Origin of the sequence: Nocardiopsis sp. TSRI0078 (assembly GCF_001905145.1) — a bacterium.
Lineage (GTDB): Bacteria > Actinomycetota > Actinomycetes > Streptosporangiales > Streptosporangiaceae > Nocardiopsis.
Window position 1 is genome coordinate 1 of sequence record NZ_LWLB01000010.1, and the last position, 26201, is coordinate 26201.

General features: G+C 72.4%; 22 protein-coding genes and 1 tRNA gene. 12 read left to right on the forward strand and 11 right to left on the reverse strand.

Annotated features, from left to right (window positions below; translation table 11 throughout):
• Window positions 1–199, reverse strand: a 199-nt coding sequence (locus tag A6A08_RS09720) for a ClpX C4-type zinc finger protein (protein WP_274534025.1), incomplete at its 3' end; no start/stop codon positions are given.
• 378 nt (window positions 200–577) lie between these two features.
• On the opposite strand from A6A08_RS09720, the gene A6A08_RS09725 reads away from it, so the two are divergent.
• Entirely contained in the window at window positions 578–1321 is a 744-nt protein-coding gene (locus A6A08_RS09725; RefSeq protein ID WP_073702225.1) for a hypothetical protein, read from the forward strand.
• 140 nt (window positions 1322–1461) lie between these two features.
• Here the strand turns inward: A6A08_RS09725 and A6A08_RS09730 are convergent, their stop codons facing one another.
• Complete coding sequence (locus tag A6A08_RS09730; RefSeq protein WP_073702226.1) at window positions 1462–2553, reverse strand: TetR/AcrR family transcriptional regulator; 1092 nt, start codon at window positions 2551–2553, stop codon at window positions 1462–1464.
• Window positions 2554–2722: 169 nt separating this feature from the next.
• Window positions 2723–3241 (reverse strand): 3'-5' exoribonuclease, encoded by a 519-nt coding sequence (locus A6A08_RS09735; protein ID WP_073702227.1) that lies wholly within the window; start codon window positions 3239–3241, stop codon window positions 2723–2725.
• A 179-nt stretch (window positions 3242–3420) separates the two neighbouring features.
• On the opposite strand from A6A08_RS09735, the gene A6A08_RS09740 reads away from it, so the two are divergent.
• Window positions 3421–4131, forward strand: coding sequence for a response regulator transcription factor (locus A6A08_RS09740; protein WP_073702228.1), 711 nt, complete (start codon window positions 3421–3423; stop codon window positions 4129–4131).
• 34 nt (window positions 4132–4165) lie between these two features.
• Window positions 4166–8113, forward strand: a complete 3948-nt coding sequence (locus A6A08_RS09745; RefSeq protein ID WP_242422291.1) for an MMPL family transporter — start codon at window positions 4166–4168, stop codon at window positions 8111–8113.
• 125 nt (window positions 8114–8238) lie between these two features.
• Here A6A08_RS09745 and A6A08_RS09750 read toward each other — a convergent pair whose 3' ends face one another.
• A complete protein-coding gene (locus tag A6A08_RS09750) occupies window positions 8239–9096 on the reverse strand; it encodes an alpha/beta hydrolase fold domain-containing protein (protein WP_083609031.1) in 858 nt (285 codons plus the stop codon).
• Window positions 9097–9732: 636 nt separating this feature from the next.
• Between A6A08_RS09750 and A6A08_RS09755 the strand changes: the two genes are divergently transcribed.
• Complete coding sequence (locus A6A08_RS09755; protein ID WP_073702229.1) at window positions 9733–11829, forward strand: acyltransferase family protein; 2097 nt, start codon at window positions 9733–9735, stop codon at window positions 11827–11829.
• A 76-nt stretch (window positions 11830–11905) separates the two neighbouring features.
• Here the strand turns inward: A6A08_RS09755 and A6A08_RS09760 are convergent, their stop codons facing one another.
• Window positions 11906–12424, reverse strand: a complete 519-nt coding sequence (locus tag A6A08_RS09760) for a helix-turn-helix domain-containing protein (RefSeq protein WP_073702230.1) — start codon at window positions 12422–12424, stop codon at window positions 11906–11908.
• A gap of 123 nt (window positions 12425–12547) precedes the next feature.
• Here A6A08_RS09760 and A6A08_RS09765 point away from each other — a divergent pair, with 123 nt between their 5' ends.
• The gene (locus A6A08_RS09765) at window positions 12548–12877 is read left to right on the forward strand and encodes a hypothetical protein (RefSeq protein ID WP_073702231.1); all 330 of its coding nucleotides are present in this window, start codon (window positions 12548–12550) and stop codon (window positions 12875–12877) included.
• A complete protein-coding gene (locus A6A08_RS09770; RefSeq protein ID WP_073702232.1) occupies window positions 12874–14067 on the forward strand; it encodes a zeta toxin family protein in 1194 nt (397 codons plus the stop codon). The genes A6A08_RS09765 and A6A08_RS09770 overlap by 4 nt, the downstream gene beginning before the upstream one ends.
• 390 nt (window positions 14068–14457) lie before the next feature.
• On the opposite strand, the gene A6A08_RS09775 is transcribed toward A6A08_RS09770, so the two are convergent.
• The 4 genes from A6A08_RS09775 to A6A08_RS09790 form a co-directional block, all read right to left on the reverse strand.
• Window positions 14458–14531: transfer RNA gene (locus A6A08_RS09775), tRNA-Val, on the reverse strand.
• 50 nt (window positions 14532–14581) lie between these two features.
• Entirely contained in the window at window positions 14582–15040 is a 459-nt protein-coding gene (locus A6A08_RS09780) for a peroxiredoxin (RefSeq protein ID WP_073702233.1), read from the reverse strand.
• Window positions 15041–15152: 112 nt separating this feature from the next.
• On the reverse strand, window positions 15153–15578 hold the full coding sequence (locus A6A08_RS09785) for a DUF3052 domain-containing protein (RefSeq protein WP_073702234.1): 426 nt from the start codon (window positions 15576–15578) through the stop codon (window positions 15153–15155).
• A 179-nt stretch (window positions 15579–15757) separates the two neighbouring features.
• Window positions 15758–16168 carry a secondary thiamine-phosphate synthase enzyme YjbQ gene (locus A6A08_RS09790; protein ID WP_073702235.1) on the reverse strand — a complete coding sequence of 137 codons (411 nt, stop codon included), beginning with the start codon at window positions 16166–16168 and terminating at the stop codon, window positions 15758–15760.
• A 131-nt stretch (window positions 16169–16299) separates the two neighbouring features.
• Here A6A08_RS09790 and A6A08_RS09795 point away from each other — a divergent pair, with 131 nt between their 5' ends.
• Window positions 16300–17958 carry an alkaline phosphatase D family protein gene (locus A6A08_RS09795; protein WP_073702236.1) on the forward strand — a complete coding sequence of 553 codons (1659 nt, stop codon included), beginning with the start codon at window positions 16300–16302 and terminating at the stop codon, window positions 17956–17958.
• A gap of 170 nt (window positions 17959–18128) precedes the next feature.
• On the opposite strand, the gene A6A08_RS09800 is transcribed toward A6A08_RS09795, so the two are convergent.
• Window positions 18129–19220, reverse strand: a complete 1092-nt coding sequence (locus A6A08_RS09800; RefSeq protein WP_073702237.1) for a hypothetical protein — start codon at window positions 19218–19220, stop codon at window positions 18129–18131.
• A gap of 333 nt (window positions 19221–19553) precedes the next feature.
• The gene (locus A6A08_RS09805) at window positions 19554–20834 is read right to left on the reverse strand and encodes a CdaR family transcriptional regulator (RefSeq protein ID WP_073702238.1); all 1281 of its coding nucleotides are present in this window, start codon (window positions 20832–20834) and stop codon (window positions 19554–19556) included.
• Between the two features lie 255 nt (window positions 20835–21089).
• Between A6A08_RS09805 and A6A08_RS09810 the strand changes: the two genes are divergently transcribed.
• The 5 genes from A6A08_RS09810 (at window position 21090) to A6A08_RS09830 (ending at window position 26157) form a co-directional block, all read left to right on the forward strand.
• Complete coding sequence (locus A6A08_RS09810) at window positions 21090–22067, forward strand: ACP S-malonyltransferase (protein ID WP_083609035.1); 978 nt, start codon at window positions 21090–21092, stop codon at window positions 22065–22067.
• Window positions 22068–22069: 2 nt separating this feature from the next.
• Window positions 22070–23026: a beta-ketoacyl-ACP synthase III gene (locus tag A6A08_RS09815; protein WP_073702239.1), complete on the forward strand. Its 957-nt coding sequence runs from the start codon at window positions 22070–22072 to the stop codon at window positions 23024–23026.
• A gap of 107 nt (window positions 23027–23133) precedes the next feature.
• Complete coding sequence (locus A6A08_RS09820; RefSeq protein ID WP_073702240.1) at window positions 23134–23373, forward strand: acyl carrier protein; 240 nt, start codon at window positions 23134–23136, stop codon at window positions 23371–23373.
• Window positions 23374–23502: 129 nt separating this feature from the next.
• Entirely contained in the window at window positions 23503–24741 is a 1239-nt protein-coding gene (fabF, locus tag A6A08_RS09825; RefSeq protein ID WP_073702241.1) for a beta-ketoacyl-ACP synthase II, read from the forward strand.
• Between the two features lie 234 nt (window positions 24742–24975).
• Window positions 24976–26157 carry an EAL domain-containing protein gene (locus tag A6A08_RS09830; protein ID WP_199866895.1) on the forward strand — a complete coding sequence of 394 codons (1182 nt, stop codon included), beginning with the start codon at window positions 24976–24978 and terminating at the stop codon, window positions 26155–26157.
• Window positions 26158–26201 lie beyond the last annotated feature (44 nt).

The following is a 26201-nucleotide window of genomic DNA, read 5'->3' on the forward strand; positions in this document are numbered from 1 at the left end:
GCGGCTTGGGAAGCGCATCCCCTTCGTCCCCGGCCGGGAGGACGTGCTCGTCCTCCTCCATGATCTCGTTGCACAGGCCGACGCACTCGTCGCAGATACAGATGTGGCCCGGGCCGGCGATGAGTCTGCGGACCTCGCTCTGGTCCTTGCCGCAGAACGAGCACTTGAGCAGGGGCCCGCTGGCACCGGTGCGTGTCACTAGAAACGTTCTCCTCACGCGGGCCTCGCCCGGGTGGATCGGCGGGGTCGCCCCCGAAGCCAGATGATCTCAACATCCGAAATCTCAAGGTATCCCCTGCCGGGGCGGGCCGCAAAGCAGCGCCGTCGCCCCTCCACCGGCCGGCCCGGACACGCCCGCCCCACCGGGAGTCAACTGGTGTTGACTTCGCCGTGGCGTCAACCTAAGTTGACTATCAAGGGGTGGACCGCTTCTCCACCAGCGGCGACGCCGCCCACGGGCCGGGCTCCCTCCCCGGAGCCGCGTGAAGGGGCGGGACGGACGGGCGCCCGCGTCCACGGAGCCGCACGGACGAGGAACCCAAGGGCCGGGCACGGACCCCGGCGGACGGAGGAGACCATGCACGTCGCGTTCGACGACCACGGGCCCGGACCCGAGGACTTGTACCTGTGGACCGCGCGCGGTTTCACCGTCGCGGACGCCCGCCGCTGGATCGGCGCCGGATTCGCCCTGGGCGCCGCCGAGCGCTGGCGGGACAGCGGCGTGTACCGTCCCGGCCCCGCCCTGGAGTGGCGCGCGGCCGGGACGACCCCGCACACGGTCCGGCCCCTGCTCCGCGCGGGGATGACCCCGCGGGACGCCGTGCGCTGGCACGAGCTGGGCTACTCCCCCGACGAGGCGGCCGAGCGGCACCTGGCGGGTGAGCGCCCCCGGCCCCGGCGGCTGCTGCGGGCCCTGCTGCCCGCCCGGCGGCTCCCCGGCCTGGACCTGAGCGAGGAACAGGCCGAGTCCATGGACGCCCTGCTCTCGGCGGGGGTGCCGGCGGCCGCCGCACGCGCCTATCTGGACACGGGGTGGGACGGCGCCGACGCCGTGCCGTGGGCCCGCGCCGGGGTGGACCCCGTGCAGGCGGGGGTGTACCGGGAGATCGGGTTCTCCCCGGAGGAGGGCGCCGCGCTGGCCGGGAGGGGCCGCGACGCCCTGGCGCTCATGTGCGAGTGGTGGGACGCGGGTGTGCCCCGCGGCGAGGTCGCGGCCTGGGTGGCGGCGGGGTTCGGCTCCGCCGAGGCGGTGCGGGCCCGCGCCTCGGGCACGGGGCCGACGGGGGCGCGGGTGCCGCGCCCCGGGCGGTCGGCCCCGTAGGGAAGGCTCCCTCCCGGTGATGGCCCCTCCGGGTGACGGATCCTCCGTGCACCGGGGCCGGGCGCGCCCCGGTGGAGGCCGCCCGGACCGGCCCCCTCCTGCGGCCTCGGGAACCACGGCTCCCGAGGGGCCCGGGCCGCCTACCGGCAGCCCGCCTCCGTGCCGAGGGCCGGTTCGAGCACGGCGACGGCGTGGCCGGCGCCGCGGGCGTCGGAGCGTGCCACGATCCGCCCGGAGCGGACGCGGACGGCGGCCTCGGTGGTGTCATCGGCCTCCGGCACGCCCACCGCGGCGGCGGTCTCACCGGACTCGTCGAACACCAGGCGCAGGCCCGGCCAGGCCCGCTCCGGGAAGGACCGGCGCAGGCAGCCGCACAGGTCGGCCACCGCCGTCCGGGCCAGCGGGATCCGCACGGCCGGATCGTCGGTGACCACCACGGCGGTCACGGCCGCCCCGGCGGGAGCGGAGCGCACCGCCTCCTCCACGGCTTCGAGGCGGTGCGTGCCCAGGACCACGACGATCCCGTCCTCGGCGAGGGACACGGTCCGGCGTCGGACCGCGTCGAAGGCCTCCGGCGGCGACCACTCCTCGTCGGCGGGCAGTGCCGGGGCGGTGTAGGCGATGTGCGGCGGCGGCCAGGCGTCGTCCACGTCCAGGTCGGCCAGCCGCTCACAGGCACGGACCACGGTGAAGGGGTCGACGAACCCGGGTGCGACGCCGACCATCTGGCTGGTCCCGTACAGGGTGGTGAGCACGGCCTCGGCCACCCTCACCCGGCGCCCACCGGGTTCGGGCGGGGGTTCCAGCGCCTCCAGGGACAGCGCGAGCAGGAGGGCGTCCAGGCGCATGAGCTGGGCGAAGGCCTGCCGGGTGGGCTCGTCGGCCAGGATCTCGGGGGTGAGCCCGGCGCCGGCCCGCAGGGGCGCGTCGGTGACGGGGAGCCGGGAGGCCCATGCGCGGGCGAGGGCGCCCAGCGCGGTGTGGGCGGTGTGGCCGGGTTCGGGGCGGACGGTCTCGGCGGCGCGTTCGGCCGCCTCGGCCAGGACCGAGAAGTACAGGGCCCGCTTGCCGGGGAAGTTGGAGTAGACCGCGCCCCGGGTGAGCTCGACGCGCTCGGCGATGCGGTCGATCTTGGCGTCGCGGAAGCCGTGCTCGGCGAACTCGTCCCAGGCCGCGGCCAGTACGCGCGTCCGGTTGCGGGCCTGCCGCTGCGCCCTCGTGAGCCGGGCCATCGTCCTCCCTCGCTTGGCGTCCGCCCATCCTATGGCGAGATGTCCCGGACACCCGGATACACGGGAGATCCCGATGCCGGCGTCATCCGGAACGGGCCGCCATCCGGCGCCGGACGCGCACCGGGAGGGTCGGTCACGCGCCCGGGGAGGACGGGAGCGGCGCGAGCGTTCAGGAGCGTTCGGCCAGCCACCGCGCGCGCAGCCTCAGGTGCCGGGCGTCGGCGAGCGCGTGGTGCAGGCCCGACGGCTGCGGCGGGAGCTGCGGGTCGCCGAGCCGCACCGCCTCCTGCTTGAGGTCGAAGGTGATGACCGGGACCTCCCGCGGCACGGCCTTCATCGTTCCCCACAGCTGGCACAGCAGTACGTGGTCGTAGGAGCCGTACCACGCCCACAGCTGCGGTTCGGGCGTGGCGCGGAGGAACTCGTGGACCATGCGCGCGATCTCCCGGCGGGTGCGCACGTGCGGGTGGTCCGCGTCCAGGACGGTGCCCTCCGGCCCGTCGCGCAGGGGCAGGTGCGGCCAGACGTTCTCCGACAGCCACGGATGCGAGCGCACGAGGTCCTGGTCGAACTCGCCGCTGACCGCGTACAGCTCGCGGCCGTCCTCGGCCACCATGCCGATGCTGACCAGGACCAGGGGATGCTCCGGTCCCCGCTCGACGAACTCGGTGTCGTAGTACACGCGCATGTGTCCACTCCCCTCGGGGCGGCCGGGCGGACCGGGGTGCCCGCACCGTACGGATCGGCCCCGGCAACCGTCGCACACGCTCGGGCCCCGCGTCAGCGGACGGCGTTCCGTGAAGGTGCGCCGTCCAGCAGGTGTGTCTCTCAGGGATCTCTCATGTTGCCCTGGTTCGATGGGGGCCGATGAGCAAGAACACCATTCTCGTGGTGGACGACGCGCCCAATATCGTCGACCTCGTCGCCACGGTCCTGAGCTTCCACGGCTTCCACGTGGTGACGGCCACGTCCCTGGGGCAGGCGCGCCGTGCGCTGGCCGACCACGACCCCGACCTGCTGGTGGTCGACGTCATGCTGCCCGACGGGGACGGCTACACGCTGTGCCAGGAGGTCCGCGGGGCCAGGCCCGACACCGGCATCGTCTTCCTGACCGCGCGCGACGCCCCCGGGGACCGCATCGCCGGGCTCACGTACGGGGGCGACGACTACATCACCAAACCGTTCGAGATGGACGAGCTGGTCGCCCGTGTCCGCGCCGTCCTGCGCCGCCTGCGGCCCGGCTCCGAGGGCCACGGGCCTCCCGCGCACCGCGTCCTGCGCGTGGACGACGTCGAGCTGGACCAGGACCTGTTCGAGGTCCGCCGCGCCGGGGAGCCGGTCCGCCTCTCGCGCACCGAGTACGAACTCCTGCTCTACCTCATGGACAACGCGGGCCGGGTGCTCTCCAGGGAGCAGATCATCGACCACGTGTGGAGCGTGGACTACGGCGGCAGCTCCAACATCGTCGACACCTACATCGGCTACCTGCGGCGCAAGCTCAACGCGCTGGGGCCCAACGTCATCCACACGCACCGGGGCTTCGGCTACACGATGCGCGGCCGCGGGGAGCAGGCGTGAGCCCGCGGCGCCCGGCCGGGCCCGTGGAGGCCCCGTGACCCTGCGCGCCAGGCTCATCGCCCTGCTCATGGCGGTCACCGCCCTGGCGCTGGCCATCGCGACGTCCGTCGGCGTGCTCACCCTGCGCGCCTACCTGACCGACCGGCTGGACGGGCAGCTGGAGATCATCGCCGAGTTCGTCCGCGCCCGGCAGGACGAGATCCTGGCCAACGACCCCGAGGCGCTGATCGGCGACGTGAGCGCTCCACGCGAGCTCCTCGTCGAGATCGAGTCCGACTCGGTCGTCCACCGGGACCCCACCTTCGACTCGTCCCTGCTGGACGCGGCCTCCGGGCGCGTGGACGAGGGCACCCCGACGACCGTCGAGCACGAGGGCTCCTCCTACCGGATCACGTACATGGAGCTGCCCCGCCACGAGGCGCGCCTGGTGGTGGCCCTGCCGCTGGAGCCGGTGGAGGCGGCCGTCGGTCGCCTGGTGCTGACCGGCGCGGTGACCTCCGTCCTGCTGCTGGCCGTGTTCGGCTCCATCGCCTCCTCCGTGCTGCGCTGGGGACTGCGCCCGCTGGACGACGTCGTGGACACGGCCGAGGCGATCGCGGACGGCGACACGGACCGCCGGGTCCCGGTGGACCCCAGGCGGCTCCGTACCGAGACCGGGCGCCTGACCGTGTCGATCAACCGCATGCTCGCGCACCTGCAGTCGGCGATCCGGTCGAGGACGGAGTCGGAGGAGCGCATGCGCCGCTTCGCCGCGGACGCCTCCCACGAGCTGCGCACCCCTCTCACGGTGGTGCGCGGGTACCTCCAGATGCTCGCCGAGGGCGTGGTCACCATGCGCGAGCGCCCGGACGTGGTGCCCCGGGCCCAGGCGGAGGCCGAGCGCATGTCGCGCCTGGTGGAGAACCTCCTGTACCTGTCACGGCTCGACGAGCGGGCCGAGGCCCCGCCCCTCACACGGCCGTCGGTGGTGCCGCTGGCGGAACTGGTGCGCGACTGCGTGGCCGACGCGCACGCCGCGGCGCCCGAACGCCTCATCCGCACCGAGATACGGGACGAGTGCCTGGTCACCGGCGACCGGGACTCCCTGCACCAGGCGCTCGCCAACGTCCTGGCCAACGTGCTCACCCACACACCGTCCGACAGCGACGCGGTGGTGCGCCTGGAACGGGTCGACGGACGGGCCGTCCTGGAGGTCTCCGACTCCGGTCCCGGTATCGGGCCCGAGTCGTCGGCCTTCGCGTTCGAGCGCTTCTACCGCGATCCCTCCGCGCACGAGCGCGAGGGCAGCGGGCTGGGCCTGTCCATCGTCAAGGCGGTCATGGCCTCCCACGGGGGCGGCGCCCGCCTGCGCTCCACGGTCGAGGAGGGCACGACCGTGACCCTCACCTTCCCTCCGCGCGACGCCTCCCCGGGAGATGGAAGTGACACACGCCTCACGCCGCCGGACGGGTTCACAGCTGATTCTCATCCTCCTCGCAGGTCTTCCTCATCCGAGGGCGGTGGCCTGGGTCCATGGCCCGCGGTCCGCCGGCCGGGCGGCCGGAACACGACACGAGAGAGGCGGAGCATGGCGACCCTGCTGTACCGAATCGGATCCTTCTCCTACCGCAGACGGTGGTGGGTGCTCGGAGCGTGGCTCGCGCTGATCGCGGTCGCCGCCACGGCGGCGCTGACCTTTCGCACACCGATGAGCGACACCTTCGAGATTCCGGGCACGGAGTCCCAGGAAGCCGCGGACATGCTCGCCGAGCGCTTCCCCGAGCGCGGCGGTGGGACGGTCACCGTCGTCGTGCAGGCACCGGAGGGCGAGCAGCCGACGGCCTCGGAGGAGTACCGGGAGGCCGTCGGCGCCACCGCCGAGGAGCTCCGGGACGTGGAGGGCGTGGAGAGCGTCACCGACCCCTTCGGCCTGCTCGCCGACGCTCGTGAGGCCTACGGTGACGCCCTCGCCGAGGCCGAGCAGGAGGCGCGCGACCTGGCCCGTCAGGAGGCCGAGGGACAGGTGCCCGAGGGCACCCCCGGCCGGGACGCCCTCATCGCCCAGGCGCAGGAGGAGGCCGCGGACAGGGTCGCCGAGCAGAGCCCCGCCTTCGACGAGGAGGAGGCCCTCGAACAGATCCCGCTGTTCTCCGACGACCAGCAGGCGCTGCTGCTCCAGGTGCAGCTGGCGGAGCCCGACAGCGACGTCGACCAGGAGACGGTCGACGCGATCCTCGACAGCGGCGACGCCGCGCGCGACGCCGGGCTGACGGTGGAGTACAGCGGCCAGTCGCTGTCCATGGGAACCCCGGTCATGGGCGCCGGGGAGATCCTGGGCGTGGTCGTGGCCCTGGCCGTGCTGATCCTGAACTTCGGGGCCCTGGTCCTGGCCGGCATGCCGATCCTCATCGCCCTGGCCGGTGTGGGCCTGGGCATGGCCTCCGTCTTCTCCCTCGCCTCCGTGCTGGACCTGACCAGCACGGCGCCCATCCTGGCCGTGATGCTCGGCATCGCCGTGGGCATCGACTACTCCCTGTTCGTCCTGTCCCGCCACCGCCAGCAGCTCGCCGAGGGCATGGATCCGCACGAGTCGACCTCGCGGGCGATCGGCACCGCGGGCAGCGCCGTGGTGTTCGCCGGGGTCACCGTGATGATCGCCCTGGTGGGCCTGAACGTGGTGGGCGTGCCCTTCCTCGGCGTCATGGGCGTGGTCGCCTCGGTGACGGTGTTCACCGCCGTGCTGGGTGCGATCACCCTGCTCCCCGCGCTGCTCGGCTTCCTGGGCACCGGGATCGGCGCTCTGCGGCTCCCGGTCCTGGGACGCCGCTCGGAGGCCTCGCTGACCGCGGGTGAGACGCTCAGCAGCAAGTGGGCCCGGTTGCTGGTGCGCCACCCGGTGCTGCCCGTGATCGCGGTGGTGCTGGCCCTGGGCGCGGCCGCGCTTCCGGCGGCGGACCTGCGCCTGGGCCTGCCCAACGACTCCACGGCCGCGGAGGACACCACCCAGCGCCAGGCCTACGAGATCATCAGCGACGAGTTCGGGCCCGGCTACGCCTCACCGCTGCTGCTGGTGGCCGACCTGCGCGACTCCTCCGACCGTGGGGCCGCGGCCGAGGAGATCGCCGAGCGCGTGGAGGGGCTCGGCGGCGTGGAGGACGTCTACGCCCCCGCCTACAACGAGTCCGGGGACACCGCGATCATCACGGTGCTGCCGGAGGAGGGGCCGTCGAGCACGGCCACCGAGGACCTGCTGCACGACATCCGCGGCGAGCGCGGCGCGATGGAGTCCGACACCGGAGCGGCCATCTCGGTCACCGGGGCGACCGCGGCGGGGATCGACATCTCCGAGCGCCTGAACGAGGCCCTGCCGCTGTTCCTGGGCATCGTCGTGGGACTGGCGCTGATCCTGATGATGCTGGTGTTCCGCTCGGTGCTAGTGCCGCTGAAGGCCGCCCTGGGGTTCGTCCTCAGCGCGGGCGCGGCGCTGGGGCTGACCGTGGCCGTCTTCCAGCAGGGGCACGGCGCGGAGCTGCTCGGCGTGGAGAGCTCCCCGACGCTGCTGGCCTTCCTGCCCATCCTGCTGCTGGGTGTGCTCTTCGGCCTGGCCATCGACTACGAGGTCTTCCTCGTCTCGCGGATGCGCGAGGAGTTCACCCACGGGGCCGAGGCCCGCGAGGCGGTGGTCACGGGCTTCCGGCAGGGCGCCCGGGTCGTCACGGTGGCCGCGGTGATCATGGTCTCGGTGTTCGGATCGTTCGTGTTCGGCCACGACGAGATGATCAAGCCGATCGCGTTCGCCCTGGCCGTGGGCGTCCTGGTGGACGCCTTCCTGGTGCGGATGACGCTCGTCCCGGCGCTGATGTCGCTGTTCGGCCGCGCGGCCTGGTGGCTGCCCCGGTGGCTGGGCCGGTGGCTGCCCTCGGTCGACATCGAGGGGGAGGAGCTCGCCCGCGCCGGTGAGGACGCGGCCCCCGAGACCGTCGGGGCCCGCACCCGCCGCTGACCCGCCGCGCTCCCGTCGCCCCCGCCCGACCCCGGGCGGGGGCGCGCCCGTGCCCGTCGGGACGGGGCCCGTCCCGACGGGCACGGCCGCAAGCGGGGCCCACCGGGAGCGGGCGCGGTCCGGGGTCAGCCGAGGCGGTCCGTCCACTCCCGCAGGCGGGCGAGGAAGGTGCGCCCGGTCGGCGGCGGATCCTCGACGAGCACGGTGGCGTGGAAGGCGTGCGGCATGCCCTCGTACAGGTCGACGCGGGCGTCGGTCCCCGCCGCGGCGGCGGCCTCGGCGAAGCGCCGCGCGTCGTCCAGGAACAGCTCGTCCCCTCCGACGGGCAGCAGCAGCGGCGGCAGGCCGCGCAGGTCACCGTGGAGGGGCGACTGCGGCGCCCGGTCCGGCGCCGCCCCGGCCAGGTACTGCGGCAGGATGTGGCCGGTGGCCGCGCCGCTGAGCAGGTCCTTTCCCTCGTTCTCGGTGAGCGAGGGGCTGGCCATGGTGAGGTCGGTCAGCGCCGAGACCGGGACCGCCCCGGCGGGGAGGTCGGTCCCCTCCTCCTTGAGGACCAGCAGCGCCGACAGCAGCAGCGTGGCGCCCGCCGACTCCCCGGCCAGGATGATCCGCGACGCGGGAACCCCCTGGGCGAGCAGGGCCCGGTAGACGGCGGCCACGTCCTCGACCGGCGCCGGGAACGGGTGCTTCGGCGCGAGCCGGTAGTCCACGCGCAGGGCGGGCCGCCCGGCGGCCCGGGACAGGCGGTGGGCCATGACCCGCTCCGTCCCGGGGTTGGTGTACTCGAAACCGCCCCCGTGCACGTACACGAGCACGCCCCCGCCGATCCCCGCGCGGTCGGCGTCGACCCAGTCGCAGGGGACACCGCCCGTGTCCGGAAGGAGGGCGCCCGTGCCCGCGTCCCCGGACGGGGAGACCGAGAAGACGGCCCCCGAGGTGAACAGCTCGCGCACGGCGGCGCGTTCCTCGTCGGTGGCGGGCACACGGACGGTGGTCGCGTCAGTGGTGGAGATAACGTTCTTCCTTTCTGGTGTGGCGCACGGAGAATCTGGATCCGGTGCACGGATAAAGACGTGTCGGCGATCCGTGGAATGGCGCACGAAGAAAACAGGAACGGCCTGGAAAGGCGGTTCCCGGACATGGATCGCGGACACGGCCGAAGGGCGGTGGACGGACACGGCGCGCGGGCGCCGTCGGCCGTCGCCGGAAAGGCTCGCACGGAGCACGCGGCCGCGCGGGGGGCCGTGGTGTACCGGGCCCGGGCGCGGAGGGCGTGCGCGGAGAAGGCTCTAGAGGAGGTCCTGGAAGCGCGTCACGGCGGCATCAACTCCTCGAGGTCGGGTACCGCCCGGCGTCCTGCCGTCCTGTCGTCCCGACGGCGCCGCACGGCACGAAAGCAATTTATTCCGCACCCCGAAGAACTGTCAAGCAGGCCTCGGAGAAATCCGCGAAAGGGGATTCGTCCCATTGCGCGGTCGTCGCCGGTCGTCAGGACCGGGCACCCGCGGTCGCCACCGGCCGCGGCACGCGCGGGTACGCGCGCCACCGTCCACCCGGCACCGCGGCGGTGGCGCACAGTTCAGCCTCCGTCCTCCTCGCGGTCATCCGGGGCGGGCACAATGACCGCCCTCCCCGTACGACCCCGACCACGTGAGAGCGAGTGCCCGTCCGTGTCCCTCCCCACCTCCCCCGACGGGACCGGGCGTGTACGGCCCGCCGTCGCCGGCACCGACGGCCACCGGCCCGAGATCGACGGCCTGAGGGCCGTGGCCGTGCTCCTGGTGGCCGCCTACCACGTCTGGCTGGGGCGGGTCTCCGGCGGCGTCGACGTCTTCCTGATGCTGACGGGCTTCCTCATCACCGCCTCCCTGGTGCGCGCGGCCGCCGGCGGGACGATCCGCTACGGCGCCTTCCTGGGCCGGCTGGCCGCGCGCCTGGTGCCGACCGCCGCCGTCGTCGTCCTGGCGACGCTGGCCGCGACGCGGCTGCTCCTGCCCGAGACGCGATGGCACGACGCACCGGGGGACGCGGCCGCGGCCCTGCTGTACCACACGAACTGGCACCTGGCGCTGGGCTCGGTGGACTACCTGGCGCGCAGCGGCGACCTCGACCCCCTCCAGCACTTCTGGTCGCTGTCGGTGCAGGGGCAGTTCTACCTGGTGTGGCCCGCGTTGATCGCGGCCGCCGTGTGGACGGCCCGGCGACGCGGACGCGACCCGCGCACCCTGCTGCTCGTCGCCCTGTCCGCGGTCCTCGTGCTCTCGTTGGCCTACTCGGTACTGATGACCCGGGCCGACCAGCCGTGGGCCTACTTCGACACCGGTGCCCGGCTGTGGGAGTTCGCGCTCGGCGGGCTGCTGGCCCTGCTGCTGCCGCGGACGAGGCCGCCACGGGCGGCGCGCGTGGCGCTGGGCTGGACCGGCCTGGCGGCGCTGGTGCTGTGCGGGGTGCTGCTGCAGGTGTCGTCCGCCTTCCCCGGGTACGCGGCGCTGTGGCCCACCCTGGCCGCCGCGGCCGTCGTCGTGGCCGGGACCTCCGGTTCGGCCCTCGGAGCCGACCGGCTGCTCACCCTGCGGCCGCTGCGCTACCTGGGTTCGATCTCCTACGCGCTGTACCTGTGGCACTGGCCCCTGCTGGTGTTCCACCTGTCCGTCACCGGACGCGAGCTCGCGACCCCGTGGGGCGGGGCGGCCGTCCTGGCGGTGTCGGTGCTGCTGGCGGCGGCGACCACCCCGGTGGCCGACCGGCTGGCCGCGCTGGGGCGCGGAGGCGGGAACCGGGCGCCGCTGCGCGGAACGGCGGTGGCCCTGGCCTGCCTGCTGCCCGTACTACTCACGGCCGGTGCCTGGGCCGGGCACCAGTCCGCCGAACGCGCCCGGTGGGAGGAGCTGCTCGCCGACGGCCGCAGCTACCCGGGGGCGGCCGTGGCCGACAGTGCCGGGGTGCCGGACCTGCCGGTCTACCCGCCGCTGGCCTGGGCCGCGGAGGAGGCCCCCGTGACCTACGCCGACGGCTGCAACCAGACCACCGCCGACGCCGAGGTGATCACGTGCGTCTACGGCTCCGACGACCCGGTGCGTACGGTGGCGCTGGTGGGCGGCTCGCACGCGGCGCACTGGTTCCCCGCCCTGGAGAGCATCGCCCTGGCACACGACTGGCGGCTGCTCAACATCGTCAAGGGCGCCTGCCTGTTCACCGACGCCCCGCAGACCTACAAGGGCGAGCCGTACACGTCGTGCACGGAGTGGAACCGCGGGGTGATGGCCGAGCTCGAACGGCTGCGTCCCGACACGGTCTTCACCACGGGCACCACCACCAGCCTGGACACCTCGGCCGGCTACGGCGAGGAGCAGGTCGTGGACGGCTACGTGGACCGGTGGCGCGAGCTGGAGGAGATGGGGATCGGCGTGGTCGCCGTGCGCGACACCCCGAGGTTCCGTTTCGACGTGCCCTCCTGCCTGGCCGGGTCCGACCCGGGGGAGTGCGTCTCGGCTCGGGAGGAGTCGATGGCGCCGGTCTCACCGCTGGAGGGGCTCGCCCTGCCCGCGAACGTGACGGTGCTGGACCTGACCGACCGGTTCTGCGGGTCCGGCGTGTGCCGTCCCGTGATCGGCAACGTCCTCGTGTACTGGGACAACGGCCACATCGGCGCGACGTTCATGCGCACCCTGGCGCCGGAGCTGGAACGGCGGTGGGCGCGGGCCGAGGGCTGGTGAGGCCCGGGACCGCCCCAGAGGAAACGACGGAGCGACCCGGCGAGCGCGGTCACGCGCGAACAGGATCGTCCCGGATTCACGCGCGAGCAGGATGGCTCCGGAGTGGAGTGGTGTTTTGTGCCGGGTTCTTCAGAAGACCCGGAACCAACGCTTCGACTTCCGCTGAGGCGGACTCATCCTGGTAGAAGTCGGCTTCGCACTCCACTGGCGGGACCGGTCCGGTCCCGCCGTGCAGGTGGCGGTGGTTGAACCAGTCCACGTACTCGGCGACCGCGAGCTCCACCTCGTCCAGGTTCTTCCAGGACCCGCGGTTGCGGACCGACTCGGCCTCGAACAAGGAGTGGAACGCCTCGGCCAGGGCGCGCTCCTGCTCTGTGTCCAGGAGGGGTTCGGCGCCACAGGGGCGAGCGGCCAGCGCGGCGGGCCCCTGGTCCTTCCAGGCCCGGTGCCATTTGTGGACGGCTTGCCTGCTCACGCCGAGCAGGCAGGCGATCGCGGCTTGGGACAGCTCGCCCTGGTCGAACAGCCCCGCTGCGATCAGGCGTCGTTTCCCGTACTCGGCGGGGGTACGGGGTGAAGCGGGAGAGAACTCCATGAACAGGGTTTTCCCGGCTCGCGTGAACGCCAATCCACACATCAAAGCTCAGTAGATGGGGCCTGGGCGGCGCAGACACAGATGTTATCATCACGCCATTCGAAATCTGAGGAGATGAGTTCCGTGAACAGCAAGAACAAGGGCGATCAGCGCGGCCCGAACCCCCGAAAGGACTACTCCGTTCCGCCCGAGGGCATGGATCTGATGGAATACCTGGACCTGAGGGAGAAGGCCGAATCCTATATTAGGATGGTGGGGTATCTCTACGTGGACCTGGCCTTCCACGAGGAGAACCCCGAACAGAAAGAAAAGTACGAAAATGAGAGCAAGCGGCACTCGAAACTACTGAAGTCCATGAAATGGATGGAGGTGGAGGTTGCGAAGCCGATCGTCGCTGAATATCCAGAACTCATCCGCCGGCTTCGCGAAAAGGTAAAGCAGAGTGAATCGTGAGCCACTCCAGTGACCCTCGGGAAGCCGCCTGGATTGAGCTGCGCAAGAACCAGCGCATCAGCGACCTCATTCCCGAAGATGTTCCCGCTCGCTCGGCCGGTAAGAAACCGCGGTTCATCATCATCACGGGTCAACAGGCCGCGGGTAAGACGAAGACCCAAAAAGACGTGACCAGCGCTCTCGGGGAGCAGCCGGTCGCGTCCTACGACGGCGACGACAACGCCGAGATCCATCCACGGTACGCGCAGATCATGCGGGCCAACGGCCTGCAGGGCCAGTCCGCCGTTGAGCGGAGGCTGCCCACCGACCTCCACGAGGAGCTGATCGGCCACCTTCGCGGTGACATGGGCGGCCCCAAGTACGACGTGGTCGCCAGCCACCCCTTCGGACAGCCGGAGCACGCCGACTACTGGCTCGACGCATTCCGCGATCGGGGGTATGAGACGACCGCGGTGTTCGTCGCGACCCACGAGTCGAACAGCATGCTCGGTATCGCCCACCGCTACCAGAAGGACCGTGATGACCCTACGAAGGGGTACGGGCGGTGGGTCGACCCCCGTCTTCACGACGCGTCCTACACGAACAACCCCCACATCGCCCACTACCTGGAATCCACGGGCAAGGTCGACCACATCTACGTGACCGACCGCAACGGCGAGGTCCTCTACGAGAACCACCGCACCCCGGACGGGTCCATGCAGAACGATCTGGGTGCCCGCGAGGCGATCATCGAGGAGCGCGGCAGAACCCCCACTCCCCAGGAGATCGCGCGCTTCGACTCCATCGTCGCCTACATGCGCAGCACGGATCCCGCGGTGCGTACCGAACCGGTCGATGACATGGTCACGATGACCGTCGACTACGCGGAGCAGGATCACCGGGACCTGCGGAGTAAGGGGACCACGGTAGCGGCGCCCACGGCGTCCGGGCCGCGCAGGAGGATCGGTGAGGCGCTCCAGGAGCAGTTCCAGGACACGACCGCGGTGCCGGAACCGGCCAAGACCGGTGCGGTGTCCAGAGCCGCGCGCATCGCCCAAAGCGGACAGCTCCCCTCCGGCACCTCCAGAGCCGCGCGCATCGCTCAACGCGGAACCGTCCCGTCCGGCACGCGCTCGCAGAACACCGGCAGTACACCGGAACCGAGCAACAGCTCACCAGACAGCGGAAGTGACCGCGGTATCGAGTTCTGAGCAGCCCCCGCGGTGGCTACCCATCGGATCGAGTGGGTAGCCACCGCGTGACGGGTCCAACGCGGCTTTGAACAAGTCCGACCCATGTCAGCTCGTGTGAACACAGGTGAGCATTCAGCTAGTTGCCGTAATCCGGGCATAGCGGACGGTTGGTCGCGGGTTCGGGGAACCGACTACGCAGCAGCGGCCGTGGCGGCATGAGCGGTCGATGGCCTCTTCCTCCGACACGCTACTGGAGCGCGCTCGCGCGCGTGGACCCTGGGCAAGCCAACTACAACCCGTGGGGCGAAGCCCCACACCGGGGGTCTGGGGGTCGTCCCCCAGAAGGAACGACCAGACGACCCGGCGAGGAGGACGCAGTCCCCCGAGCAGAGTCGTCTCGGAGTCGAGTGGGCGCGAAGGGACTCGAACCCCTGGCCTATTGCTTGTAAGGCAATTGCTCTAACCAACTGAGCTACGCGCCCGTGTGTCGGAGGAGATCATACCGCTTTGCGAGGATCCTCGCGCCTGGGTCTCAGGCGAGCTCGTACAGGCGCTTGAGGTACTCGTCCACGTCGCGCGGCTCGGAGGCCGCGGTGAGGACCGACCAGCGCACGACGCCCTCGGCGTCGATCAGGAAGGTGCCCCGCCGAGCCGTGCCCCGTTCGTGGTCGAACACCCCGTAGGCGTCGGCCACGCGGCCGTGCGGCCAAAAGTCCGACAGCAGGGCGAACGGGAAACCCTCGCGGTCGGACCAGGTGCGCAGGGAGAAGACCGAGTCCACCGACACCGCCAGGACGGTGGCGCCGAGCCCGGTGAACTCGGCGTGGCGCTCGCTCAGGTCGGCGAGTTCGCCGGAGCACACGCCGGAGAAGGCGAGCGGGTAGAAGACCAGCAGGACGGGGCGGCCGCGCAGGTCGGCCGGCGAGACGTCCTGGCCGTACTGGTCCTGGAGGGTGAAATCGGGCGCGGCGGCGCCCACGGGGACGGTCATGGAACACCTTCGTCGACTGGCGTCCCGCCGGTCGGCGGGCGCCCCTCAGCGCCGCGCGTCCTCCTCTGGGACGCGCGGCACCGGATGCCTCACCCTTCTCGGGTGGTGTCCGTCACCGCTTGGGGACGACCAGGCGCGTACCCGACCAGTCGGCACCGACACTGACCGCGCTGGTCTGTGACAGGCCAGACGTCGTCGCGGCCTCGGCCACGTCGTTGGGGGACACGTGCAGCTCACGTCCCGCCTTCGGGGTCAGCACCAGGATGGTCCCGCCGTCGGCGATGGTGGTCACCGTGTCCATCAACGCGTCGGTGAGGTCCTCCTCCTCGTCGGACCGCCACCACAACAGTGCCGCGTCGACGTCACCGTCGAAGTCCTCGTCGACCAGCTCCTCACCGGTGAGTTCGGTGATGGATGCGCGCAGGCCCTCGTCCACGTCGTCGTCGAAGCCGAATTCCTGCACCACCTGACCCGGCTTGAATCCGAGTCGGTCAGCCAAGCCACGTTCGCTCTGTGCCTGGCCCGCGGTCGCGCTCACGAAAGTTCTCCTCCACAGATGGTTTTTATCAATCTTGCCTGCACGAAGCAGTTGTCACAACGATGCCGGGCCATTTCGCCGCCCGTCACGTGGGTCCGCGACCATCGCTGATGGCCTAGTTCACACGCTAGCGGCATGTTCCGTCAACGCGCTGCCAAACCTGTCCGCGTTCCCTCCGCTCAGGAGGACGACAGGAAGGACAGCCGTACCCGCCGGTCCGGGTTGTCCACGTTCAGGTCGACGACCGCGATGGACTGCCACGTACCCAGTTCGAGTCTTCCCGAGATCACCGGGACGGTGGTCTGGGGAGCGATGAAGGCGGGCATCACGTGCGATCGCCCGTGACCGCGCGAGCCGTGCTTGTGGCGCCATCTGTCGTCGGCCGGGAGCAGGTCGTCCAGGGAGGCGAGGAGGTCGTCGTCGGACCCCGCCCCGAGTTCGATGATCGCCACACCCGCCGTCGCGTGCGGGACGAAGACGTTGAGCAGTCCGTCGCCCCCGTTCTCTGCGACGAAGTCGCCGCACTGGCGGGTGATGTCGGTGATGCTCTCCGATCCACCGGTGTGCAGCTCAAGGATCTGTGTCCGCATAGCGCCACCTTCGCGCAGGCGCGGCGCTCGTGCAACCATCGCGGTCCCGGCCGTGGGCCCCGCGCCCCCCCGGGGGGACGGACCATACTCGTCCACCACATGTGCGAACCTGGTCGAATGGAGGGAAAACGGTGACTGCTTCTTTACGTCTGGGTCCGCTGCTCAGGCATCCGGGGCCGACCACGGCCACGGTGTGGGTGGAGACGGACGCCCCCTGTCTGGTACGCGTCGTGGTCGACGGCGGCGTGACGGCGGCCGCGCGGACCTTCACCGTGCACGGCCACCACTACGCCGTGTGCACGGTCGAGGGCCTGCCCCCGGGGGCGGTCCTGCCCTACGAGGTCTTCCTGGACGAGGACCGGGTCTGGCCCGAGCCCGACAGCCCCTTCCCGCCCAGCACCGTGCGGACCGTGCGCCCGGACGCGCCCACGCGGCTGCTGTACGGCTCCTGCCACACTCCCACGGGCGACACTCCCGAGGGCGTGGTCCGCTACGGTCCCGACATGCTGCGCGCCACCGCGCGGCGGCTGGCCCGCGAGCCGGTCGAGGACAATCTGGCGCTGCTGCTCATCGGCGACCAGGTCTACGCCGACGAGGTCCAGGACTCGATGCTCGACTTCCTGCGCCGCGCCCGTGAGCGGGAGGGCTCCGAGGACACCCCCGTGGACGAGGTCGTCCACTACGACGAGTACGCCGAGCTGTACCGGCAGGCCTGGAGCGACCCCCAGGTGCGGTGGCTGCTGTCCACCGTGCCGACCCTGATGGTCTTCGACGACCACGACATCCGCGACGACTGGAACACCTCCGCCGCCTGGCGTAGCGCCATGGACGCGCAGCCCTGGTGGCGCATCCGCATCACCAGCGGCCTGGGCTCCTACTGGGTGTACCAGCACGTGGGCAACCTCTCCCCCGAGGAGAGGGACAAGGACCCCCTGTGGGTCGCCGTGCGCGACTCCGAGGGCGACGCCGCCGACGCGGTCGACGCCTTCGCCTGGCGGGCGCACACCGAGCCGTCGGGGTACCAGTGGGGCCACCGCCACGACATCGGTTCGGTCCGGGTACTGGTGGTCGACACCCGGTGCTCCCGCGCCCTGGACGAGTCCGACCTCTCCCGCGGGTCCCGGTCGATCCTGGGCCCGCATGGCCACGACTGGCTGGACGAGCACCTCACCGGCGGCCCCGACCACGTGGTGGTCGCCTCGACGGTCCCGGTCCTGCTGCCCCACGCGGTGCACCACCTGGAGAGCTGGAACGAGGCGGTGTGCGCGGGCGCCTGGGGCGGGTGGGCGCGCGGCCCGGCCGAGAGGCTGCGCCAGGGCATCGACCTGGAGCACTGGGCCGCGTTCCGGTACTCCCTGCGCCGGCTGTCCGACGCGGTCGGGGAGCTCTCCCGGGGCGAGCGCGGCCCGGCCCCGGCCACCGTGCTGTTCCTGGGAGGGGACGTGCACTTCTCCTACATGGCGCGCGCCGGGCACCGGGAGGTCGACGGCGACGGGACCCGGGTGGCCCAGCTGGTGTCCTCCCCCCTGTGCAACCAGGTGCCGCCCAGTATGCGACGCCTGGTCCACCTGTCCGTCAGCCGGCCGCTGCGCCTGATCGGGCAGGCGCTGTCCCGGTCGGCCCGGGTCCCCGAACCCGACCTGTGCTGGAGCCTGGAGAACAGGCCCTACTTCGGCAACACCATCGGAGAGGTCGCCTTCGACGGCCGCAGGGCACAGGCCGCCTGGTACCACTGCGCCGAGGGCGGTGCCGACGCCCTGCCCCGGGTGCGCGTGCAGGCGAGGATCTGAAGACCCCGCCTCCCCCGCCCCGCGAGGTCCCCGCCCGGCGGAGCGGTCGCACACGTGCTCGCGGTCCCGGGCGCCCCGGCACGGGCGCCCCTCCCCCGCCCCGCACGGACGTCGGGGAGGGGCCCACCCGTGCCGCCCGGCGCGCTCGGGCCGAGCGCGCCGGGAGCGCGTCAGGGCTTGTTGGGGGTCGGGCGGCGGGTGGAGCGGGCGCCGCGCCGGGTCCTGCGCACCGCCAGGCCGAGCGCGCCGCTGCCCTGTGCCAGGAGGGACCGGGCCCGGTTCACGGTTCCGCGAGGGGCTCGGGAGGAGGCGTCGGGGCCGGAGCCGCCGTCCCCGCCACCGCCCGTACCGCTCTCCCGGCCGGTGCCGGTACCGCGGTCGGCGTCCTCGTCGCCGGACTCCCGCGCGCCGTCGGCGTCCGCCCCGGCACCGTCCAGGTGCGCAAGCACACGGGTCGGCCTGACCTCCCGGCCCGGGCCCAGGTGGGGCATGACCTCGGTCGGCTCCTCCTCACCGCCACCGTGTCCGGATCCCAGGTGCGGGAGCACCTCGGTCGCCTCATGGGCCGACCGGCCCCCGTCCGGCGACGGGCGGGTGCGCTCCGCAGAGGAGGCCTCGGTGGAGGCGTCGTCGCCGTCCGCCCGCTCGCTCTCCTCGCGCACGGCCTGCTTCCAGGCCTTCTCCTCCTCCTGCCGGCGCTGTTCCCGCCTGGCGTTCTCGGCCTGCCAGGCCCGCCAGGAGTTCACCAGGGGTGTGACGACCGGCCAGGTCACCTTCGCCGGGCGCGACAGCGCGTGCCACAGGTAGGCGGTGGTGCCCCACGCCTCCATGGCCCTGCGCGCCCTGGTGATGGTGAAGAAGGTGGGCATGGCCAGCAGCAGCTGCGGCCAGGCCAGCACCAGCGCGGCGAACAGCGGGTACATGCCGCCGCCGATCACCGCGGCGGCGGCGCCGATCACCACCGGGATCAGCGCCAGGGCGATCCGCAGCCCGGTGAACTGGCGGAACCGGTGCAGCGACCGGCGTGCGGACGCCGGCGGCGCCAACCCCTCGGGAAGGGGCGTGGGATGCACGATCAGTGCCAGCAACAGCGTTCCCACACCCACGCTCGACGCCAGCAGTATGGTCCACCCCGAGGCGGAGAGCGTTCCGCCGACCAGGAGGTAGACCAGCCCCAGCACGGGCAGTGGCGCGGGCAGCCAGAACAGCGCCCGTCGGCGCAGCTCGCCCTCCTGCGTGGGCTGGAGTACGAAATCGATCACAGGACGAAAGAACCGGGAATCCATCCTCGGTCGCTCTGCCACAGCGTTGACCCCCCAAGAACGTCGTGACGAGGCGGTGCGGGGGCCTTCGCCCGAGGATGATGTGTCAGCCTCAACGGCCCCGTCGGCCACCCGCCCGCCACAAAGCTATCCGTTTTCATGTAGTCCCCGGGCGCACACGGTCGGTTACAGACATGCCCGGTGCAGGTGAAACTTCCGTAAGTGGACAGACATGACAGGCAACGATCAGATTACGCCCTACGGTTCCCTCGTGTCCCGGTGTTGACCGATTTCCCACACTCCGCGGTCCGAATCAACCCTCCCGGGTCCGGATCAACCCTCCTGCGCCTCGGAGAGGCGCCCGAGGGCGACGGCCACCCGCAGGACGAACGACCCGCGTCCGTCGGAGGGGGTGCGCCCGGTCAGCTCGGCGATCCGGCTGAGCCGGTAGCGGACCGTGTTGGGGTGCACGAACAGCATCCTCGCGGTGGCCTCCAGGGAGGAGGCGTGCTCCAGGTACACCGACAGCGTGTCCAGCAGCGGGGAGCCCGCGCCGAGCAGGGGGACGTACACCTCCTCCACCAGCTGCCGCCGGGCCTCGGCCTCGCCCTGCAGCGCGCGCTCGGGCAGCAGGTCGTCGGCCAGGACCGGACGCGGGGCGTCCGGCCAGGCCACGGCGGCGCGCAGCCCGTTGACCGCGGCACGCACCGAGGCCCCCGCGGCCCGCAGGTCCGGGACGGCGGGGCCCGCCACCACCGGCCCGGAGCCGAAGAGCCCGGCCAGCGGCTCGGCGGCCGCGCCCGGCAGGTCCCGTACCGGGTAGCGGTCCCCCACACCGACCACCACGACCACGCGCCGGCCCTGCATGCCGGCCAGCACGTCGTGTCCGAGGCGGCGCGCGGCCGCGCGCAGGTCGTCCAGGACCTTGTTCCCGTCGTCGCCGTCGCCGGCCTCACCGGCCACCGCGATGACCGGCGTGTGCGACCAGCCCAGCGCCGAACCCCAGGTCTGGAGCCCGTCCTCGTGGTCCCCGTGCAGCAGGGCGTCGACGATCAGCGCCTCCAGCCGGGCGTCCCAGGCGCCCCGGGCCTCCGCCGCCCGCGCGTAGACCTTCGCGGAGCTGAAGGCCACCTCGCGCGTGTAGCGCAGCACGGCCTCGCGCAGCTGCTGTGCGCCGCCGGGAGCGGCCAGCTCCTCCACCTGGCCCTCGACCACGTCGATGACCACGCGGATCATGTCGACGGTCTGCTGGAGGGAGACGGAGCGGGTGAGCTCGCGCGGCGCGGTGCCGAAGACCTCCACGGTGATGGCGGGGCGCCCGCGCTCGGGGTTGCGGAACCAGTCGACGAAGGCGGCCACACCGGACTGGGCGACCAGGCCGATCCACGAGCGGTCCTCGGCCGACATGCGGCGGAACCAGCCCAGGCGCTGCTCCATGCGCGCCACGGCGGCCGTACCGAGCACGCCCATGGAGCGCTCCAGGCGGCGCACGGTCTCGGCGCGTACGCGCTCCCGCTCCTGGTCCGTGGGGGCCGGCGCGTCCGCGGCCCTCCCCCTCGGGGTCGCCGGAGCGGTCTGGTCGTCGTCCTCGGGCTGGTGGGGTTCGGTGTTCACACTCCCAGGTTCGCATCCCCACGTGCCCCGGTCAGCGGCCTGTCCCGCGTTCGCGGCGGCCGGAGGCGGCCACCTCCCCGCCGCCACCGACGAACGCGCACACCGCGTACCGTCGGAGGTGATCTCTCCCACCTGGTCTGCGGCTTGAGGACACGCACCCGGCCCCGTTTTGTGGGGTCCCCACAAACGGTGGCGAGTGAACTTCGTGCCCCTCCCCCTCTGACTGGTGATCCTCTACAGGGCAAGGTTGATGTCGTGCTTGTTATCGTTGCTCCCGGCCAAGGCGCCCAGGTTCCCGGCTTCCTCTCCCCGTGGCTCGAACTGCCCGGTGTCTCCGCGCAGTTCGAGGCGTGGTCCGAGGTGACCGGACTCGACCTGGTGCGCTACGGCACCACCGCGGACGCGGAGGAGATCCGCGACACCGCCGTCGCCCAGCCCCTGCTGGTCAGCGCCGGCCTGGTGGCGGCCTCCGCCGTGCTCGGCCCCGTGTCCTCCCCCTCCCCGGCGCTGCCCGCCGAGAGCTCCCTGGTGGACGCGGTCGCCGGTCACAGCGTCGGCGAGTTCACCGCCGCCGCGATCTCCGGCGTCCTGTCCCCCAACGAGGCGCTGGCGCTGGTCGCCGAGCGCGGCCGGGGCATGGCCGACGCCGCCGCGCGGACGGAGACCGGGATGACCGCGGTGCTCGGCGGCGACCGCGAACAGGTGCTGAAGGCCCTCGCGGACGCCGGTCTGACCCCGGCCAACGACAACGGCTCCGGGCAGATCGTGGCCGCCGGCACCACCGGGCAGCTCGCCGCGTTCGCCGAGAACCCGCCCGAGCGGGCCCGGCTGCGCCCCCTGTCGGTCGCCGGCGCCTTCCACACCGAGCACATGGCTCCGGCCGTGGAGCGGGTGCGCAAGGTCGCCGCCACCCTGTCCCCGTCCGACCCCACCGTGCGCCTGCTCTCCAACGCCGACGGCGCGGTGGTCGGCGGCGGCGCCGAGTACCTGGACCGGCTCGTCTCCCAGATCTCCTCCCCCGTACGCTGGGACGCGTGCACGCGGACCCTGGCCGACCTGGGGGTGACCGCGATGATCGAGCTCACCCCGGCGGGCACGCTCACCGGTCTGGCCAAGCGCGCGCTGCGGGGCGTCGAGCTCCTCGCGGTGAAGACCCCCGACGACCTTGACCGCGCCGGCGCCCTCATCAAGGAGCACGCCGGGTCCCCCGCGGCCACCGACCAGGAAGGCTAACCATGTTCAGCTCCCCGAGCGCTCCCGGAGGGGCGGCGATCGTCGCCCTCGGCGAGTACCAGCCCTCCCAGGTCCTCACCAACGCCGATCTGGAGGCGCGCGTCGACACCACCGACGAGTGGATCCAGAGCCGTGTCGGCATCAGGGAGCGGCGCATCGCGGGGCCCGAGGACACCGTGGCGAGCATGGCCGTCGCGGCGGGCGGCAAGGCCCTGGCTGCCGGCGGGCTGTCCCCCGAGGACGTCGACCTGGTGATCGTGGCCACATGCACGGTCCAGGACCAGATCCCCAACACGGCCGCCACCGTGGCCGCACGGCTGGGCATCACCGCCCCCGGCGCCTTCGACCTCAACGCCGCCTGCGCGGGCTTTTGCTACGCGCTGGGCGTGGCCTCGGACATGGTCCGCGGCGGCAGCGCCCGCAACGTGCTGGTGATCGGGTCGGAGAAGCTCAGCGACTGGGTGGACTGGGAGGACCGCGGCACCTGTGTGATCTTCGCGGACGGCGCCGGGGCCGCGATCGTCTCGGCCTCCGAGGAGCAGGGCGTGGGCCCCGTGGTGTGGGGTTCCTCCGGCGAGCGCGCCGACAAGATCTACCTGCGCGACCACCGGTACCTGTACCAGGAGGGCCAGGCGGTCTTCCGGTGGACCACCACCGAGCTGTACAAGGTCGCCCTGGAGGCCATGGAGCGGGCGGGTGTGGAGCCCTCGGAGCTGACCGCCTTCGTCCCCCACCAGGCCAACCTGCGGATCGTGGAGTCCATCGCCAAGAAGCTGGGCGCGCCCCAGGCACTCGTGGCCCACGATATCGTCACCGCTGGCAACACCTCCTCCGCGTCCATCCCTCTCGCGCTCTCGCGCATGATCGGGCGCGGGGAGCTGCCGTCGGGGAGCACCGTACTCACCCTGGGCTTCGGAGCGGGGCTGGTCTACGCCGCTCAGGTGATCCGCATCCCCTGAGCACCGCCCGAGCCCGCGGTCAACACCGCGTGGGCCGGGACCATCGAATCCGGCCCGCACGGTGTCCCTGAAGCGACACCGAACCACCAAGCAAGGAGAAACACGACATGGCTCACAGCGAGCAGGAGATCCTGGCAGGCCTCGGCGAGATCATCGAGGAGATCGTCGGCACCGAGGCCACCGAGGTCACCCCGGAGAAGAGCTTCGTGGACGACCTCGACATCGACTCGCTGTCCATGGTGGAGATCGCCATCGCCGCCCAGGACAAGTTCGGCGTGGAGATCCCGGACGACCAGCTCAAGGACCTCAAGACGGTCCAGGACGTCATCAACTTCATCCAGAAGTAGCGTGTCCGGGCGCCGGGACGCACCCCGTCCCGGCGCCCCACCCGCCGCCACACGCGGCCTCTGCCTCACATACGCCAACGCCTCCCGGCACCGTGACCGGGAACGACCCACGAGAAGGGCGATCGGATCATGTCCAAGACCGATGTCGTCGTCACCGGCCTCGGCGCCACCACCCCCCTCGGGGGTGACGTCGCGACCACATGGTCCGCGCTCCTCGACGGCCGCTCCGGCATCACCGCGCTGCCGGAGGAGTGGCACGAGCAACTGCCGGTGCACTTCGCCGGGCAGATCGCGCAGGAGCCCTCCGAGAAGCTGCCCCGGCCGCGTCTGCGCCGCCTGGACCGCACCCAGCAGTTCGCGCTGATCGCCGCACAGGAGGCCTGGCAGGACGCGGGGTCCCCCGAGGTCGACCCGGTCCGCCTGGGCGTCGTGGTCTCCAGCGGTATCGGTGGCATCCTCACCATCCTGGAGCAGTACGACACCTTCCGTGAGAAGGGCTGGAAGCGGGTCTCCCCGTTCACCGTGCCCATGCTCATGCCCAACAGCCCCGCCGCCGCGATCAGCCTGGAGTACACCGCCCGGGCCGGTTCGCACGTGCCGGTGAGCGCCTGCGCCTCCAGCGCCGAGGCCATCGCCAACGGTGTGGACATGATCCGCTCCGGCCGCGCCGACGTGGTGATCGCGGGCGGCACCGAGGCGGCGATCCACCCGCTCAACATCGCCTCGTTCGCCTCCATGCGCGCTCTGTCCACGCGCAACGACGACCCGCAGAGGGCCTCCCGCCCCTGGGACAAGGACCGCGACGGCTTCGTCATGGGCGAGGGCGCGGGCATCCTCGTCCTGGAGTCGGCCGAGCACGCCGCCAGGCGCGGCGCCCGCGTGTACGCCCACGCCTCGGGTGTGGGATACACCAACGACGCCTACGACATCGTCCAGCCCGACCCGGAGGGCGTCGGGCAGGCCCGGGCCATCACGGTGGCCCTGGACGACGCCGACCTCACGCCCGCCGACATCGTGCACGTCAACGCGCACGCCACCTCCACCCCGGCCGGAGACGTCGGGGAGACCCGCGCCATCCGCTCGGCCCTGGGCGACTCCGCCGCCGACCGGATCGCGGTGACCTCCACCAAGTCCATGACCGGCCACCTGCTGGGCGGCGCGGGCGCCGTGGAGTCGATCGCCACCATCCTGGCCCTGCACGACGGGCGCATCCCGCCGACCATCAACATCGACGAGCTCGACCCGGACGTGGTCGTGGACATCGTCCGCGACAAGCCCCGGGACATGCCCGCCGGTGACGTGGCCGCCATCAACGAGTCCTTCGGGTTCGGCGGCCACAACGTCGCGGTGGTCTTCCGCCGCGCCTGACCCGACGCCGGCAGGGACCGCCGCGCGGCGCCCACGGCGACATCCCCCTGTGGCGTCCTCCCCGCCGCATCCGGGTTCCGGACTCCACGGACGCCCCCGCCGACCGGCGGGGGCGTCGTCGTGTGTGGGGCCTCGGGGCCGTAGGACAGGGACGACACCGGCCGCGGAACAAGCTGTGAAGGTGAGTTGAACAGCCGAGAAGAGGCCTTCAGGTAGGACCGGTTCCCGGTCACCATGAAGGTTGTGTCTCCTCTGCATCCCCAACACACTCCCCCGGCGCAGCGGAAGGAACCCGGTCCGCCCCTCCACCGCTCTCCGCGCGCCTCCGTCTACCGACCCGTCGTGGACCTGGACTCGGGCTCCGTGGTCGCCGTCGAGGTCGACGCCGTCCCGCCGCCGGCCGTACGGGGTTCCCACGCGGAGGTGACCGTCCAGGAGGAGTCGGCGGTGGCCGAGTGGCTCCTGTCCCTGGTGAGGGACGCGGCCGCGACCGAGAGCCTGCTTCCGCTGGTGCTGCCGCTGCCCGCGCGGATGCTGGCCGGCGAGGGGTTCGTGCCCTTGTTGGAGAGCCGGTTGCGCCGTGCGGGCCGCCGCCCGCGCGACATCACCCTCATGCTCAGCGCCGACCTGGCCGAGCTGGCGAGGGCGACCGTGGTGTCGGGGACCTCCCGCCTTCGGTCGGCCGGGTTCCGGTGCGGGTTCGGCACGGCGATGGTGCGGCCCGACCTGGTGGTGGAGGCCGCGCCGTTCCTCATGCGGATCGACCCCGAGATCGTGTCCGGGGTGGCCGAGGACCAGCGGCACGCCACGGTGGTGGAGGGCCTGGCGCGGATCGGGCGGGGCAGCGGGGTGTACGCACTCGCCTCGGGCGTGCTCTCCGCCGATGACGTGGTGCGGCTGCGTCGCTGCGGGATCCGTGTGGGGACGGGCCCGTTCTTCGCGGACCAGACCTGGCGGCCCGGGGAGCGGGTGGCCCCGGTGCCCGAACCGACCGCCGGACAGGGCGGCCAGGAGGACTCCGGCCCCCGGGTCACCGAGTTCATGGTGCCGCCGGTGGGGGTGGACTCCGACGCCACCGCCGAGCAGGTGCTGGAGTCCTTCACCGGGAACCCCGCGCTGAACAGCGTCATCCTCATCGACCACCGGGAGCGGCCGGTGGGGGTGATCGACCGGACCAGGTTCCTGCTGTCGGTGACCGGCCGCTACGGGCACGCTCTGCACGCCAAGCGCCCGGCTCTGCGGCTGGCGGAGTCGCCGCGCACGGTCCCGGCGTGGATGTCGGCGCTCGCGGCGCTGCGTGTGGCCGGCCAGGACACCGAGCGGGTCTACGACGACCTGATCGCGACCAACGCCTACGGCCAGTGCCTGGGCGTGGTGCACATCAGCGAACTCATCCAGTCGCTGTCGCGCAGCTGATCCCGGTCGGGGCGCGGCCCCGCTCCTTCGGGACGCGGACTCCG